General features: G+C 69.4%; 15 protein-coding genes. 9 read left to right on the top strand and 6 right to left on the bottom strand.

Annotation, left to right across the window (positions count from 1 at the left end; genetic code table 11):
• Window positions 1-28: 28 nt before the first annotated feature.
• A complete protein-coding gene (locus OG293_RS08745; RefSeq protein WP_405998204.1) occupies window positions 29-1,468 on the top strand; it encodes a gamma-aminobutyraldehyde dehydrogenase in 1,440 nt (479 codons plus the stop codon).
• A gap of 53 nt (window positions 1,469-1,521) precedes the next feature.
• On the opposite strand, the gene OG293_RS08740 is transcribed toward OG293_RS08745, so the two are convergent.
• On the bottom strand, window positions 1,522-2,088 hold the full coding sequence (locus OG293_RS08740) for a TetR/AcrR family transcriptional regulator (protein ID WP_405998203.1): 567 nt from the start codon (window positions 2,086-2,088) through the stop codon (window positions 1,522-1,524).
• Entirely contained in the window at window positions 2,085-2,447 is a 363-nt protein-coding gene (locus OG293_RS08735) for a DUF1304 domain-containing protein (protein ID WP_405998202.1), read from the bottom strand. Before OG293_RS08735 ends, OG293_RS08740 begins: the two co-directional genes overlap by 4 nt.
• 169 nt (window positions 2,448-2,616) lie before the next feature.
• Here OG293_RS08735 and OG293_RS08730 point away from each other — a divergent pair, with 169 nt between their 5' ends.
• Window positions 2,617-3,780, top strand: a complete 1,164-nt coding sequence (locus OG293_RS08730; RefSeq protein ID WP_406003541.1) for a spermidine/putrescine ABC transporter substrate-binding protein — start codon at window positions 2,617-2,619, stop codon at window positions 3,778-3,780.
• Window positions 3,781-3,859: 79 nt separating this feature from the next.
• Here OG293_RS08730 and OG293_RS08725 read toward each other — a convergent pair whose 3' ends face one another.
• Genes OG293_RS08725 through OG293_RS08715 form a run of 3 tightly spaced genes read right to left on the bottom strand, consistent with a single transcriptional unit; the run spans window position 3,860 to window position 6,448 of the window.
• Window positions 3,860-4,645, bottom strand: a complete 786-nt coding sequence (locus tag OG293_RS08725) for an SAM-dependent methyltransferase (RefSeq protein ID WP_405998201.1) — start codon at window positions 4,643-4,645, stop codon at window positions 3,860-3,862.
• Window positions 4,646-4,690: 45 nt separating this feature from the next.
• A complete protein-coding gene (locus OG293_RS08720) occupies window positions 4,691-5,410 on the bottom strand; it encodes a glycerophosphodiester phosphodiesterase (RefSeq protein ID WP_405998200.1) in 720 nt (239 codons plus the stop codon).
• Window positions 5,411-5,422: 12 nt separating this feature from the next.
• Window positions 5,423-6,448, bottom strand: a complete 1,026-nt coding sequence (locus OG293_RS08715; RefSeq protein ID WP_405998199.1) for an adenosine deaminase — start codon at window positions 6,446-6,448, stop codon at window positions 5,423-5,425.
• A 131-nt stretch (window positions 6,449-6,579) separates the two neighbouring features.
• Between OG293_RS08715 and OG293_RS08710 the strand changes: the two genes are divergently transcribed.
• The gene (locus OG293_RS08710) at window positions 6,580-7,287 is read left to right on the top strand and encodes a DUF4190 domain-containing protein (protein ID WP_405998198.1); all 708 of its coding nucleotides are present in this window, start codon (window positions 6,580-6,582) and stop codon (window positions 7,285-7,287) included.
• Window positions 7,288-7,526: 239 nt separating this feature from the next.
• On the opposite strand, the gene OG293_RS08705 is transcribed toward OG293_RS08710, so the two are convergent.
• Window positions 7,527-8,075 (bottom strand): NADAR family protein, encoded by a 549-nt coding sequence (locus tag OG293_RS08705; protein ID WP_405998197.1) that lies wholly within the window; start codon window positions 8,073-8,075, stop codon window positions 7,527-7,529.
• A 175-nt stretch (window positions 8,076-8,250) separates the two neighbouring features.
• Here OG293_RS08705 and OG293_RS08700 point away from each other — a divergent pair, with 175 nt between their 5' ends.
• The 6 genes from OG293_RS08700 to OG293_RS08675 all read left to right on the top strand — a co-directional run bounded on the left by OG293_RS08700 (window position 8,251) and on the right by OG293_RS08675 (window position 15,422).
• A complete protein-coding gene (locus OG293_RS08700; RefSeq protein ID WP_405998196.1) occupies window positions 8,251-9,765 on the top strand; it encodes a gamma-aminobutyraldehyde dehydrogenase in 1,515 nt (504 codons plus the stop codon).
• Between the two features lie 69 nt (window positions 9,766-9,834).
• The gene (locus OG293_RS08695; RefSeq protein ID WP_405998195.1) at window positions 9,835-11,082 is read left to right on the top strand and encodes a PotD/PotF family extracellular solute-binding protein; all 1,248 of its coding nucleotides are present in this window, start codon (window positions 9,835-9,837) and stop codon (window positions 11,080-11,082) included.
• A 36-nt stretch (window positions 11,083-11,118) separates the two neighbouring features.
• The gene (locus tag OG293_RS08690; protein ID WP_405998194.1) at window positions 11,119-12,270 is read left to right on the top strand and encodes an ABC transporter ATP-binding protein; all 1,152 of its coding nucleotides are present in this window, start codon (window positions 11,119-11,121) and stop codon (window positions 12,268-12,270) included.
• Window positions 12,267-13,193, top strand: a complete 927-nt coding sequence (locus OG293_RS08685; protein WP_405998193.1) for an ABC transporter permease — start codon at window positions 12,267-12,269, stop codon at window positions 13,191-13,193. Before OG293_RS08690 ends, OG293_RS08685 begins: the two co-directional genes overlap by 4 nt.
• Entirely contained in the window at window positions 13,193-13,990 is a 798-nt protein-coding gene (locus OG293_RS08680; protein ID WP_405998192.1) for an ABC transporter permease, read from the top strand. The genes OG293_RS08685 and OG293_RS08680 overlap by 1 nt, the downstream gene beginning before the upstream one ends.
• A 19-nt stretch (window positions 13,991-14,009) precedes the next feature.
• Window positions 14,010-15,422 (top strand): NAD(P)/FAD-dependent oxidoreductase, encoded by a 1,413-nt coding sequence (locus OG293_RS08675; protein WP_405998191.1) that lies wholly within the window; start codon window positions 14,010-14,012, stop codon window positions 15,420-15,422.
• Window positions 15,423-15,545 lie beyond the last annotated feature (123 nt).

Here is a 15,545-nt window from a genome sequence, read left to right as displayed (position 1 = left end):
CGGACATCTGACAGGAGGGGTGGCAACAGTGACCACCGAGCCGCGTCGTCTGCGCAACTACATCAACGGGGAGTTCAGGGACGCCGCCGACGGACGGACCATCGACGTCGTCAACCCGGCCACGGGCGAGGTGTACGCCACGTCTCCGCTCTCCGGGCAGGCCGACGTCGACGCCGCCATGGATGCTGCCGCGGCTGCCTTCCCCGCCTGGCGCGACACGACCCCGGCCGAGCGCCAGAAGGTTCTGCTGAAGATCGCGGACGCCTTCGAGGAGCGGGCCGAGGACCTGATCGCCGCCGAGTCGGAGAACACGGGCAAGCCGGTCGAGCTGACCCGTACCGAAGAGATCCCGCCGATGGTGGACCAGATCCGCTTCTTCGCGGGTGCCGCGCGGATGCTCGAAGGCCGTTCGGCCGGCGAGTACATGGAGAATATGACCTCCATCGTCCGGCGTGAGCCGGTCGGCGTCTGCGCGCAGGTCGCGCCGTGGAACTACCCGATGATGATGGCCGTGTGGAAGTTCGCCCCGGCCCTGGCCGCGGGCAACACCGTCGTCATCAAGCCCTCGGACACGACTCCCGCGTCCACCGTGCTGATCGCCGAGATCATCGGCTCGATCGTCCCCAAGGGTGTCTTCAACGTCATCTGCGGCGACCGGGAGACCGGCCGAGCGATGGTCGAGCACTCGACCCCGGCGATGGCCTCCATCACCGGTTCCGTACGGGCCGGCATGCAGGTCGCCGCGTCCGCGGCCAAGGACGTCAAGCGCGTGCACCTGGAGCTGGGCGGCAAGGCGCCGGTCGTCGTCTTCGAGGACACGGACATCGCCAAGGCCGTCGAGGACATCGCGGTGGCGGGCTACTTCAACGCGGGCCAGGACTGTACGGCCGCCACCCGCGTCCTCGTCCAGGAGTCGATCCACGACGCGTTCGTCTCCGCTCTCGCGAAGGCGGCGGCGGACACGAAGACCGGCGCGCCGGACGACGCCGACGTGCTCTACGGCCCGCTCAACAACGCCAACCAGCTCAAGCAGGTCAGCGGCTTCATCGACCGGCTGCCGGCGCACGCCAAGGTGGAGGCGGGCGGCCACCAGGTCGGCGACAAGGGCTACTTCTACGCCCCGACCGTCGTCTCCGGCCTGAAGCAGGACGACGAGATCATCCAGCACGAGGTCTTCGGGCCGGTGATCACCGTCCAGTCCTTCACGGACGAGGCACAGGCGCTGGAGTGGGCGAACGGCGTGGAGTACGCGCTCGCCTCCTCGGTGTGGACCAAGGACCACGCCCGGGCGATGCGCATGTCCAAGAACCTCGACTTCGGCTGTGTGTGGATCAACACGCACATCCCGCTGGTCGCGGAGATGCCGCACGGCGGCTTCAAGAAGTCCGGCTACGGCAAGGACCTGTCGTCGTACGGGTTCGACGACTACACGCGCATCAAGCACGTGATGACGTCGCTCGACGGGTAGGCCCGCCGGAGGGGCGGGGCCGGGGATCGTCCCCGGTCCCGCCCTTTCCCGTTTCAGGCGGTCGGCGTGCGGTGCAGTGCCAGCAGCAGGCGCCAGACCTGGGACGCCATCGCGGCCGGTGTCGCCTCGATGCGTCCGTGCAGCCAGTCCGCCAGGACGCCCGCGAACGTCGCGGCCACCGCCGACGCGATCAGGTCAGCGGCCGCTCCGCCCGCCAACTCGCGCTCCCTGCGGCTGCGTTCACGCAGCTCACGGTGGAGCAGATCGCCGAGCGGACCGCTGCCGCCCTCGCGCAGGAGTGTCCGGTAGAGCCCGGCGTGCGGCACCAGGCCGTCGAAGAACTCGGTCAGTGCCGTCGGCGGAGCCGCGGGATCGGGGGTTCCGCGCCAGGCGTGGAGCGCGTCCACCGCGTCACGGACCACCTCGGCGCAGGCGTCGACCGCGAGGGCCTCCAGGTCCGGGTAGTGCAGATAGAACGTGGCCCTGCCCAGCCCCGCACCGCGGACCAGCGCTGCGACGCTGACCTCGTCGAGGGGGCGCTCGGCGCACTCCTCCAGCAGCGCCGCGCGCAGCCGCGCGCGGGTGCGCTCCGCCCTCGGGTCCGATGCGCTCGCGCTCATCCCGCCACCAGGACGGCCGCCAGCGCGATCGCGCCCGGGAGCGCCTGAGCCACCAGGATGCGGCGGTTCGCGGTGAAGCCCCCGTACAGGCCCGCGATCAGCACACAGCTCAGGAAGAACACCTGCGCCCGGTACCCGGTCGGGTCCGCGGCGATCAGGCCCCAGATCAGGCCTGCGGCGAGGAAGCCGTTGTACAGCCCCTGGTTCGCGGCGAGCGGGGCGGTCGCGCGGGCCATCTCCGCGTCGAAGCCGGAGAGTTCACGGCCGGGCCTGCGCTCCCACAGGAACATCTCCAGAACGAGGAAGTAGAGGTGCAGCGCGGCCACCAGGCCGACCAGGACATGGGCCGTTGTGTTCATCGTCGATCCTCGGGGTCAGGCTTCATGGACATGTGTCCAGTAAGTATAGGCATATGTCCATGATCGACAGGGTGTCGCCCCGGGCACGTACGGATCGACGCAGCGCCCATTGCCGCGCGCGCCCGCCCAACGGGATCCTTCACACGTGTCTGCGACCCGGATGAACCCCATGTCACGGCGGTCCCTGCTGCGTGCGCTCGGCGGCGGAGCCGGTGGTCTCGCCCTCGCCGGCTGCGGGGTGCCCGCGGCCTACGTGCAGCCGCAGGACCGCTCCCGGCATGACGTATCGCAGCGCGAGCGGACCATCGACTTCGCCAACTGGCCGCTCTACATCGACACCGACGACGAGGACACCTCCAGGCGGCCGACCCTCGACGCCTTCACCGAGCGCACCGGGATCTCCGTCCGCTACACCGAGGAGATCAACGACAACGACGAGTTCTTCGGGAAGATCAGCCCGGCGCTGATGAACCATCAGGAGACGGGCCGCGATCTGATCGTGGTCAGCGACTGGATGGCGGCCCGCTTCGTACGGCTCGGCTGGGTGCAGGAGATGGACCGGCACAGGCAGCCGAATGTCGCCCGCTACCTGGACCCGCAGCTGCGCGGCCCCGCGTTCGACGAAGGGCGGCGGCACAGCGTCCCGTGGCAGTCCGGGATCACCGGCATCGCGTACAACCGCAAGAAGCTCGGCCGCGAGATCCGGCACACCGGTGAGCTGTGGACGGACGACCTGCGCGGCAAAGTCACGCTGCTCTCGGGGCTCGACGAGTCGTTCGCCCTGCTGATGCAGGGCAACGGCGTCGACGTCACCCGGTGGACCGCGGACGACTTCCACACGATGTGCGACCAGGTGGAGCGGCTGGTGAAGGACAAGCACATCAGGCGCTTCACCGGCAACGACTACATCAAGGACCTCTCCACCGGTGACGTACTGGCCTGTCAGGCGTACTCCGGCGATGTCATCCAGCTCCAGGCCGACAACCCGGACATCGAGTTCGTCGTGCCCGAGGAGGGCGCGGAGCTGTGGGCCGAGAGCCTGATGGTCCCCAATCTCGCCCGGCACAAGAGCAATGCCGAGGCACTCGTCGACCACTACTACCGGCCGGAGGTCGCCGCCGAGCTTGCGGCCTGGGTCAACTACGTCTGCCCGGTACCGGCCGCCCGCGATGTGCTGGCCTCCGCTAAGGACGAGGAGACGGCCGCGCTCGCCGAGGACCCGCTGATCTTCCCTGACGACGCGATGCGCAAGCGCCTCGCGATCGCCAGGGACATCACTTCCGAGGAGCGGGCACCGTTCGCGAAGCGGTGGAATTCCATCGTGGGGCTGTAGCCACGCGGTCCGTCGCCGAGCACCGGGCAGGCACCGGGAGTTGCCGGGGGCATCCCCCCCGCGGCCGGCCCGTGCGGCGTCAGGGCTTGCGGCCCACCGCGCCGAACTGCGCCACCTGTGCCGGCTCGCCCGCGCCGGGCTCGTGCCGCCAGCGCGCGCAGGAGACGACGCCCGGTTCCAGCACGTCCAGGCCGTCCAGGAAGGCCGTGAACTCCTCGCCGCTGCGTGCCCGGATCGGCGGAGTGGCGTTCTCGTTCCAGAACGCCATCGCCTCGGCGTTGCCCTCGCCGCCCAGCTCCAGCGTCGGATGGGTGAGCACGAGATAGCTGCCGGACGGCACCGCGTCCATCAGTCGGCGCACGATCGAGAGCGCCTTGTCGGTGTCCAGTACGAAGTTCAGGATGCCGAGCATCATCACCGCGACCGGCTGCCGGAGATCCAGGGTCGACCCGACGGCCCGGATGATCTCGTCCGGGTCGTGGGCGTCGGCGTCGATGTACTCGGTAGCACCCTCGGGCGCACTCGTGAGGAGGGCACGCGCATGCGCCAGCACGATCGGGTCGTTGTCCACATAGACGATCCGCGAGCCGGGCGCGATGCGCTGGGCCACCTCATGGGTGTTCTCGACGGTGGGCAGTCCGGTGCCGATGTCGAGGAACTGGCGCACCCCCGCCTCACCGGCCAGATACGTCACCGCACGGCCCAGGAACGCGCGGTCCGCGCGCGCCACCTCGCCGATACTCGGGTACAGCCCGGTGACATGGTCGCCGACCGCTCGGTCGACCGGATAGTTGTCCTTGCCGCCCAGCCAGTGGTTCCAGACTCTGGCGTTGTGCGCTACGTCGGTGCGGATCCTGTCGGTCACGTTCTGCTCCTCGGACGGTGCGTGGAGCCCATCATGCCGGAAGGATCAAGACACAGCGTCCGAAGGGGAGTTCGCGTGCCCGGTCAGTACCCGGTGCAGCGCGTCGACGCGGTTCGTGGTGATCGAGTCGACGCCGTGGCCGACGAGCCTGCGCATGGAGCGCCGGGTGTCCGCCGTCCACGCCGAGACCAGCATGCCGTCCCGGTGGACACGGTCCGTCAGCTCCGAGGAGAGCAGTCCGAAGCGGTAGTTGAGCCAGCGCGGACGGACGGCCTCCAGCAGCGCCGGACGCGGCGGGGCGAGCGTCGTCCAGGTCATCGCGATCTCGGCCGACGGATCGGCGGCGCGTACGGCGAGCATGGTGCGCGGGCCGGCGCAGTAGTAGACCCGCTCGGCCGCACCGCACTCGCGGACGGCGTCCATGACCGTGCGGACCGACTCCTCGGTCCCGCCGGGCAGATCGATCATCGTGCGGTGTGTGCCGACGGCGGCGAGGGCCTCGCGCAGCGTCGGGACCCCGCCGTCCGTGAGCCCGTCCACCTCGGCGTGGCTGAGCCGGGCGAGAGGTCGGTCGTGGCCCCAGAGCCGTTTCAGCGAGGCGTCGTGGAGTAGTACGGGCATGCCGTCGCGGGTGACGCGCACATCGATCTCCACGGCGTCCGCGCCCCGCTCCACGGCCGAGCGGAGCGAGGGCAGGGTGTTCTCACGGACGCGGTACGGGTCGCCGCGATGGCCCACAACGATGATGCTGCGCCTGAGCGTCATGGTCGGCACCGGTCAGCGCGCGAGCCAGGCGGCGGTGTACGTGTCGATCTCGGCCGCGATGCGCGCCTTGCCCGGGGCGTCCAGGAACGACGCCTCCACGGCGTTCTTCGCCAGACCGGCGAGACCGCGCTCGTCGAGCCGGAGAAGCCGGGCGGCGACCGCGTACTCGTTGTTCAGGTCGCTGCCGAACATCGGCGGGTCGTCGCTGTTGATCGTCACCAGGACACCTGCGGCGACCATCTCCTTGATCGGGTGCTCGTCGAGGTCGGTGACGGCGCGTGTGGCGATGTTCGACGTCGGGCAGACCTCCAGCGCGATCCGGTGCTCCGCGAGGTGCCCGAGCAGCTTCGGGTCCTGCGTCGCGCTGGTGCCATGGCCGATGCGCTCCGCCCGCAGGTCGTTCAGCGCGTCCCAGATCGTCTGCGGCCCCGTCGTCTCGCCCGCGTGCGGCACGGAGTGCAGGCCGGCCGCGATCGCGCGGTCGAAGTACGGCTTGAACTGCGGTCGCGGTACACCGATCTCCGGGCCGCCCAGACCGAAGGACACCAGACCCTCGGGGTGCAGATCCACCGCCAGCCGCGCGGTCTCCTCGGCCGCTTCGAGTCCGGCCTCGCCGGGGATGTCGAAGCACCAGCGCAGTACGACGCCGAACTCGGCCTCGGCCGCCCTGCGCGCATCCTCGATCGCCGCCATGAACGCCTTCTCCTCGATGCCGCGGCGGGTCGAGGAGAAGGGCGTCACGGTCAGCTCGGCGTACCGGATGTTCTGGCGGGCCATGTCACGGGCCACCTCGAAGGTGAGCAGCCGTACGTCCTCGGGGGTGCGGATCAGGTCCACGACCGAGAGATAGACCTCGATGAAGTGCGCGAAGTCGGTGAAGGTGAAGTAGTCGGCGAGCGCCTCAGGGTCGGTGGGCACCCTGGAGTCGGGGTGGCGGGCGGCCAGCTCGGCGACGATGCGCGGCGAGGCCGAACCGACGTGGTGCACATGCAGCTCGGCCTTGGGCAGCCCCGCGATGAAGGGGTGCAGATCGGTCATCGGGGTCCTCCGTGGTGATGGCCTGTGGGGCGGTGTGCGCGGCGCCCGCGGCGCCAGGGATCATCGTAGGGGGGCCCGGTCGAGCACCGGCCGCAGGCCGTAGCATGACCGGACACGATGGGGGAAGAACCATGTCTGACAACCAGGCCCAGCCGCCGGGCGGGCCCGCGCCGCGCGAGCGCGACCCGTGGGCTCCGCCGGAGAGCGGCCCGGCGCAGCACAAGGTGCCGCTGGACAAGCCTGCCGCCGCACCGGCACCGCCGGTACCGCCCGTGCACAACCAGATGACGGTCGCCTCCATGCCCAGCGCTGTCCCCGCTTCCGATGCGGGCGCGGTGCCGCCGCCCCCGACCGCCCCCGGTGGCCCGGCCCAGCCCGCGCCGGGACCGTACGGCTATCCCGCGGCGCCGAGTCTCCAGCAGCCCGGACCCGCCGTCGGTGACCCCTACGGCGGCTACCCCGGATACCCCGGTTACCAGGGCTTCGGCCAGACCGGCTGGCAACCCGCTCCGGCGAACGGCATGGGCATCACGGCGATGGTGCTCGGCATCCTCTCCGTCTGTCTCTTCTGTCTGTACGGCGTCGTCGGAATCGTGCTCGGCGTGCTCGCCCTGATCTTCGGCATCCTCGGGAGGAAGCGCGCCCGGCGGGGCGAGGCGACCAACGGCGGCATGGCCCTGGCGGGCATCATTCTGGGCTCCGTCGGTATCGTGATCGGCCTGGTCGTCGTGGCTCTGATGGTCTGGGGAATCACCGAGGCGATCAACGACGAGCGCAACAAGGGCGACGGCTACGAGGACTACTCGAACACGCTGGTGCTCGACGGCGTGACGCGCTGACCAGCGAGTGTCCGGCCGGGGCCTGATCCCTGGCCGGGCCGCCTCGGGCCTGTCCCGGCCGGACCTGGTCAGCCGGTCGCCGGGCGGGCTGCCGCACCGCGACCGCCCGATGGCCCGGCGCATGGAAACCGCACCCGCCCGACAACCGGGCGCGCGGACCCCGACCCCTCCGACGGCCCGGCGCATCCCCACCGGCCCCGGCCGGTGACCCTGCGCATGGCCCCCGGCGTGCGGCCCGGTCACCGTGTCGCCCGCAGCTCCTCCCGCGCCTCCATCAGCGCGAACCCCAGCAGATTGAGCCCGCGCCAGCGCGTGGGATCCTGCGCCCGCTCGTCGTCGGCGGCCAGCCCGATGCCCCAGACCCGGTCGAGCGGGCTCGCCTCGACCAGCACCCGGTCCCCCGTGGCCAGCAGAAAGTCGCGCAGCTCGGCATGCTGGGCGAATTTGTGCTCACTGCCCGCGCGGACGATCGCGAACCGCTCGCGCTCCCATATCGAGTCCTTGAAACCGCGCACCAGCCGCCCCGCCCGCTTGGCCGCCGCGGGGCTGCTCGCGTCCAGCGCCTGCCGCTCGGCCTCGGAGTCGCCGAAGAGCCGTGCCTTCTCGGCCATCATCCAGTGCTCCGCGGTGGCGTAGCGAACACCGTCGACCGCGAAGGGTGACGGCCACCACTGGCTGAGACAGCTCGCACCGATGCTTCCGTCGCGGCGCGGTGCGTGCCCCCAGAAGTGCAGATACTTGATTCGCTCATCATCGGCGACCCGCTGGATCAGCTCTTTCATCCCCATGCACGCGAGTCTGGCATCCACCACTGACACTCCGTACGCCCAGAAGCCGCCGGACCCGACACATGGTCGACCGATTCCGTTGCGTAACCAAAAGGCAACAACGGAATCCCTTGTTGAGGGAGTAGTGCTCTGTCAGGATCGGCACTCAATTCGAGCTGTAGCAACGGAGAGCGTCATGGGCAACCGCTTCCATGTGCACGACCGCTACGCGGACGGCGCACAGTACATCGGCGGGCAGCTGCGGCCCGGTACCTCAGGACATACGCAGGACATCGTGAACCCGGCCGACGGCCAGACCCTCCACAGCTATGAGCTGGCGGGAACCGCCGACGTCGACGCGGCCGTGGCCGCCGCCCGCGAGGCATTTCCCGGCTGGTCGGGCGCCACGCCGGGCGAGCGTTCCGACGCCCTGCACCGCTTCGCGTCGGTCCTCGCCGACCAGGCCGCGGACTTCGCCCACGCCGAGTCCCTCCAGTGCGGGAAGCCGATCCGGCTCACCACCGAGTTCGACGTGCCGGGCACCGTCGACAACACCTCCTTCTTCGCCGGGGCCGCCCGCCATCTCCAGGGCCAGTCGGCCGGTGAGTACAGCGGCGACCACACCTCGTACGTCCGCCGGGAGCCGATCGGCGTCGTCGGCTCCATCGCCCCCTGGAACTATCCGCTCCAGATGGCCGCCTGGAAGGTCCTTCCGGCCGTCGCCGCGGGCAACACGATCGTCCTCAAGCCCGCCGAGATCACCCCCGTGACCTCGCTGATGTTCGCCGAGGCGGCGAAGGAGGCCGGGATCCCCGACGGCGTCGTCAACGTCGTCAACGGCGCGGGCAGGGAGGCGGGCGAGCACCTCGTCGGCCACCCCGATGTCGCCATGACCTCCTTCACCGGCTCCACCCCGGTCGGCAAGCGCGTCGCGGAGATCGCCACCTCCACCGTCAAGCGCCTCCACCTGGAGCTCGGCGGCAAGGCCCCCTTCGTGGTCTTCGACGATGCCGACCTGGAGGCAGCCGTTCACGGCGCGGTCGCCGGCTCGCTCATCAACTCCGGCCAGGACTGCACGGCCGCCACCCGCGCCTATGTCCAGCGCCCGCTGTACGACGCCTTCGTCAGCGGTGTCGCCGACCTGATGGCGACCGTACGTCTCGGCGACCCCCTGGACCCCGCCACCGACCTCGGCCCGCTCGTCTCGCACCTCCAGCGGGACCGTGTCGCGGGCTTCGTCGACCGGGCTCGCGCCTACGCCACGGTCGTCACCGGCGGCGAGGTCCCGCAGGGAGAGCTGAAGGCGGGCGCGTACTACCGGCCCACCCTGATCGCCGGCGCCGCCCAGGACAGCGAGATCGTCCAGTCCGAGATCTTCGGCCCGGTCCTCGTCGTCCTCCCCTTCGACTCCGACGACGAAGGCATCGCGCTCGCCAACGACACCCCCTACGGTCTGGCCGCCTCCGCCTGGAGTCGTGACGTGTTCCGCGCCGGCCGCGCCACCCGCGAGATCAAGGCCGGGTGCGTCTGGGTCAACGACCACATCCCGATCATCAGCGAGATGCCCCACGGCGGATACAAGTCCTCGGGCTTCGGCAAGGACATGTCGGTCTACTCCTTCGAGGAGTACACGCAGGTCAAGCATGTGATGTACGACAACACCGCGGTGGCGGCCAAGGACTGGCACCGCACCATCTTCGGGGACCGGTAGCCGGCCCAGTCCAGTCCAGCCCAGCCAGCGCCGCCGATCCGGCGGCACCATCCCGAAAGGGCACAGCGCATGGATCAGCACGAGCCGGACGTCCTGTCCGCGGCCCAACTCGCCGCGATGCGAAGGAGCATCACCAGCGGCAGGGGCGCCCTCTCCCGGCGGGCAATGCTGCGCGTCGGTGGCATCGGCGCGCTCACCGTCGGCGGACTCGCCTCCCTGAGCGCCTGCGGGATCCCGCCCGCCAAGCGCGAGGGCGGCGCGGAGGTCTCGGACGACCACTCGGACCAGGAGAAGCAGCTCACCTTCTCCAACTGGACCGAGTACATGGACATCAGCGAGGACGAGAAGAGCCGTCCGACGCTCACGGAGTTCACCCGGCGCACCGGGATCAAGGTCAAGTACACCGAGGACATCAACGACAACGTCGAGTTCTTCGGCAAGATCCAGCCGCAGCTCGCGGCGGGCCAGGCCACCGGCCGTGACCTGATCAACGTCACGGACTGGCTGGCGGCCCGCATGATCCGGCTCGGCTGGGCGCAGAAGCTGGACCCCTCGCTGCTGCCGCACGCGTACGCCAACCTCTCCCCGCAGTTCCGCAGCCCCGACTGGGACCCGGGGCGTGCCTACTCCTACCCCTGGACCGGAATTCCGGCCGTCATCGCGTACAACGTGAAGGCGACCGGTGGCAAGAAGGTCGACTCCGTCACCCAGCTGCTGGACGACCCCACCCTCAAGGGCCGGGTCAGCTTCCTCACCGAGATGCGCGACACGGTCGGCATGACCCTGCTCGACCTCGGCAAGGACCCGGCCAAGGTGACCGACGCCGACTACGACGCCGCCATCAACCGGCTCCAGAAGGGCGTCGACAAGAAGCAGATCAGGCGCTTCACCGGCAACGACTACACCTCGGACCTCGACAAGGGCGACATCGCCGCCTGCCTGGCCTGGGCCGGTGACCTGATCCAGCTCCAGACCGACAACCCCGACATCAAGTTCGCGATCCCGGCCGCCGGTTACATGACGGCCACCGACAATCTCCTGGTCCCGGCGCACGCCAGGCACCAGAGGAACGCCACCCGGTTGATCGACTACTACTACGAGCTCCCGGTGGCCGCACAGCTCGCCGCGTACATCAACTACGTGTGCCCGGTCGCCGGAGTCGGCCCCGAGCTCGCGAAGATCGACCCGGAGCTGGCCAAGAACCCGCTGATCATCCCGGACGCGGCCATGGCGGCCAAGTCCCACTCCTTCCGCTCGCTCAGCAGCAAGGAAGAGACGGCGTACGAAGAGAAGTTCGCCAAGCTCATCGGCGCCTGACCTCCCCTTCCCCCGACACAACTGGGACCGCGACCCATGACTGAAAAGACAGAGGGCGGCGACGTCCGCCTCTCCGGGATCAGCAAGACCTTCGGCTCCTTCACCGCCGTCCATCCGCTCGATCTCACCATCCCGCAGGGATCGTTCTTCGCCCTGCTCGGCGCCTCCGGCTGCGGCAAGACCACCACGCTGCGGATGATCGCCGGCCTTGAGGACCCCAGCACGGGCACCGTGTACCTCGGCGACAAGGACGTCACCGCCCTGCCGCCGTACAAGCGCCCCGTCAACACCGTCTTCCAGAGCTATGCCCTCTTCCCGCATCTCGACATCTACGAGAACGTCGCCTTCGGACTGCGCAGGCGCGGTATGAAGTCGGTGAAGAGCCAGGTCGGCGACATGCTCGACCTCGTGGAGCTCGGCGACTTCGCCAAGCGCAAGCCGCACCAGCTCTCCGGCGGCCAGCAGCAGCGCGTCGCCGTGGCCCGCGCGCTCATCAACCACCCCCAGGTGCTCCTCCTCGACGAGCCCCTCGGCGCCCTCGACCTCAAGCTGCGCCGCCAGATGCAGCTGGAGCTCAAGCGCATCCAGACCGAGGTCGGCATCACCTTCGTGCATGTCACCCACGACCAGGAGGAGGCCATGACGATGGCCGACACGGTCGCGGTGATGAACGGCGGACGGGTCGAGCAGCTCGGCGCGCCGGCCGAGCTCTACGAGAACCCGCAGACCACCTTCGTCGCCAACTTCCTGGGCACCTCCAACCTCATCGAGGCCGAGGTCGCGGCGACCGGCAACGGCGACATCGTCGTCACGGCCGCCGACGCCAAGCTGCGGCTGCCCGCCGGGCGCTGCGCCACCCGGCCCCGCAACGGCGAGAAGCTGCTGGTCGGCGTACGTCCCGAGAAGATCTCGCTGGCCCACGCGGACGACGCGGGCGAGATCGCCGAAGGCCGCAACCGGTTCACCGGGAAGATAGCCGACTCCAGCTTCATCGGAGTGTCCACGCAGTTCGTCATCGACAGCCCGGTCTGTCCGGAGCTCGAGGTGTACGTGCAGAACATCGAGCGGGACCCCCGCCTGGTGCCCGGCGCGGAGGTCGTCCTGCACTGGAATCCGGAGCACACCTTCGGCCTCGACGCCGCCCAGGACATCGACGCCGGAGTGGAGACGGTGGAGGAGACCCCATGACCGTCACCGAGGCTCCGCCCACAGCGCCCGTCTCCGAGCCGGTCGTCCACAAGAAGTCGGTCCGGCGCAAGCTGGTGCCGTACTGGCTGCTGCTGCCCGGAATCCTGTGGCTGGTCGTCTTCTTCGCGCTGCCGATGGTCTACCAGGCGTCGACGTCCGTACAGACGGGTTCCCTCGAAGAGGGCTTCAAGGTCACCTGGCACTTCCAGACCTACTGGGACGCGCTCACCGAGTACTACCCGCAGTTCCTGCGCTCGGTGCTCTACGCCGGCACGGCCACGGTCCTGTGTCTGCTGCTCGGCTACCCGCTCGCGTATCTGATCGCCTTCAAGGCCGGCCGCTGGCGCAATCTGCTGCTGGTGCTGGTCATCGCGCCGTTCTTCACCAGCTTCCTGATCCGCACGCTCGCCTGGAAGACGATCCTCGCGGACGGCGGACCGGTGGTGAACGTCCTGGACAGCGTCGGCTTCCTGGACGTCACCAGCTGGCTGGGGATGACCGAGGGGAACCGGCTGCTCGCCACACCGCTCGCGGTGGTCTGCGGTCTGACGTACAACTTCCTGCCGTTCATGATCCTTCCGCTGTACACCTCGCTGGAGCGGATCGACCCGCGCCTGCACGAGGCGGCCGGAGATCTGTACGCGCGGCCCTCCACCGTCTTCCGCAAGGTCACGTTCCCGCTGTCCATGCCGGGCGTCGTCTCCGGCACGCTGCTGACCTTCATCCCGGCGAGCGGCGACTACGTCAATGCCGAGCTGCTCGGCTCCACCGACACCAAGATGGTCGGCAACGTCATCCAGTCGCAGTTCCTCAGGGTGCTCGACTACCCGACCGCGGCCGCGCTGTCGTTCATTCTCATGGCAGTCGTGCTGATCATGGTGACCGTCTACATCCGGCGGGCCGGGACGGAGGATCTTCTCTGATGCGTTGGATACGGCACAACCTCGTGGTCATCGCGGGCCTGATCACGCTCGCGTACCTGATCCTGCCGAACATCGTCGTGATGGTGTTCTCGTTCAACAAGCCGGCCGGGCGCTTCAACTACTCCTGGCAGGAGTTCTCCACCGACGCGTGGAAGGACCCGTGCGGCGTCGCCGACATGTGCGGCTCGCTCACGCTCTCCCTCCAGATCGCCCTCTGGGCGACGATCGGCGCCACCGTACTGGGTTCGATGATCGCCTTCGCGCTGGTCCGCTACCGCTTCCGGGCACGTGGCGCGATCAACTCGCTGATCTTCCTCCCCATGGCGATGCCCGAGGTGGTCATGGCCGCCTCGCTGCTCACCCTCTTCCTCAACCTCGGCGCCGAGCTGGGCTTCTGGACCATCCTCATCGCGCACACCATGTTCTGTCTGAGCTTCGTGGTGGTCGCCGTCAAGGCGCGCGTGCTGTCGATGGACCCCCGCCTGGAGGAGGCCGCGCGCGACCTCTACGCCGGGCCGGTGCAGACGTTCGTACGGGTCACGCTGCCGATTGCCGCTCCCGGAATCGCCGCCGGCGCGATGCTCGCCTTCGCGCTCTCGTTCGACGACTTCATCATCACCAACTTCAACTCGGGCAACACCGTCACCTTCCCCATGTTCGTGTGGGGCTCCGCCCAGCGCGGTACGCCCGTCCAGATCAACGTCATCGGCACGGCCATGTTCATCATCGCCGTACTGATCGTCGTCACCGCGCAGTTCATCGGCAACCGGCGGAAGAACAGCGCACTGACCAGGTAACTCCGAAGGAGTGGAAACCATGGCCCCAGCTGCCATGACCTTTGCCTCATCACTCTCCGACGTCCAGCCCGTCTCCTTCTGGCTGGACGACCCGGCAAGGCCCGGCGCGCTGCCGGCGCTCACCGGTGACGAACACTGCGACCTCCTGGTCGTCGGCGGCGGATACAGCGGACTGTGGACCGCGCTCCTCGCCAAGGAGCGCGACCCCGGGCGGGATGTCGTGCTGATCGAGGGCCGCGAGGTGGGCTGGGCCGCCTCGGGCCGCAACGGCGGTTTCTGCGCCGCCTCCCTCACCCACGGCCTCGGCAACGGACTCGCCCGCTGGCCCGGCGAGCTCGCCACGCTGGAGGAGCTCGGCGAGCGCAACCTCGACGCCATCGAGGCCGCGGTCGGGAGGTACGCCATCGACTGCGATTTCGAGCGCACCGGTGAGATCGACGTGGCCACCGAGCCCCACCAGGCCGAGGAGCTCCAGGAGATGTACGAGGAGGTGACACGGCTCGGCTTCACCGGACTCGAACTCCTCGACCAGGACGCGGTACGCGCCGAGGTCAACTCCCCGACCTTCCTCGGCGGCCTCTGGGACCGGCGCGGTGTCGCGATGCTGCACCCGGCCCGGCTCGCCTGGGGCCTCAAGCAGGCCTGCGCCGACCTCGGTGTGCGTATCTACGAGAACACCCAGGGTCTGCAACTTGCCTCCTCCGGCGCGGGAACGGCCGTCCGCACGCCCTATGGCCGGGTCTTCGCCCGCCAGGTCGCGCTCGGTACGAACGTCTTCCCGTCCCTGGTCAAGCGGGTGCGTGCGTACACCGTCCCGGTCTACGACTACGCGCTGATGACCGAGCCGCTCAGCGCGGAGCAGCTCTCGGCGATCGGCTGGAGGCGACGGCAGGGCCTCGGCGACAGCGCGAACCAGTTCCACTACTTCCGGATCACCGCGGACCACCGCATCCTGTGGGGCGGTTACGACGCCATCTATCCGTACGGCGGCAAGATCAGCGCCGAGATGGACCACCGGCCGGAGACCTATCTCAAGCTCGCGGAGCACTTCTTCCGCTGCTTCCCGCAGCTGGAGGGAGTGCGCTTCAGCCACGCCTGGGGCGGCGCGATCGACACCTGCTCCCGCTTCTCCGCCTTCTTCGGGACGGCACACGGCGGCAAGGTCGCCTACGCCGCGGGGTACACCGGTCTGGGAGTCGGCGCGACCCGCTTCGGCGCGGACGTCATGCTCGACCTTCTCTCCGGGGAGCGGACCGAGCGCACCGCGCTGGAGATGGTGCGCAGCAAGCCGTTGCCCTTTCCGCCCGAGCCCGTGGCCTGGGCCGGGATCGGTCTCACCAAGTGGGCGCTGGCCAGGGCGGATGCCAATGGCGGCCGTCGCAACGTCTGGCTGAAGGCGATGGACAAGCTGGGTCTCGGATTCGACAGCTGATCCGCCGGGCAGCCGTGAGGCAGTTCGCTGCCGACTGGCAGCCCCACGCCCTCGCCGATCCGTCGCTGCTGGAGCCGGCGATGCACGAGGACTCGTCCGGCAGGACCAGCCGGCGCACGCCTG

Source organism: Streptomyces sp. NBC_00829, assembly GCF_045161795.1.
In the GTDB taxonomy this organism is placed as follows: domain Bacteria; phylum Actinomycetota; class Actinomycetes; order Streptomycetales; family Streptomycetaceae; genus Streptomyces.
Note: the sequence above shows the minus strand (reverse complement) of the source record. Positions and strands in the feature narration are given on the sequence as shown.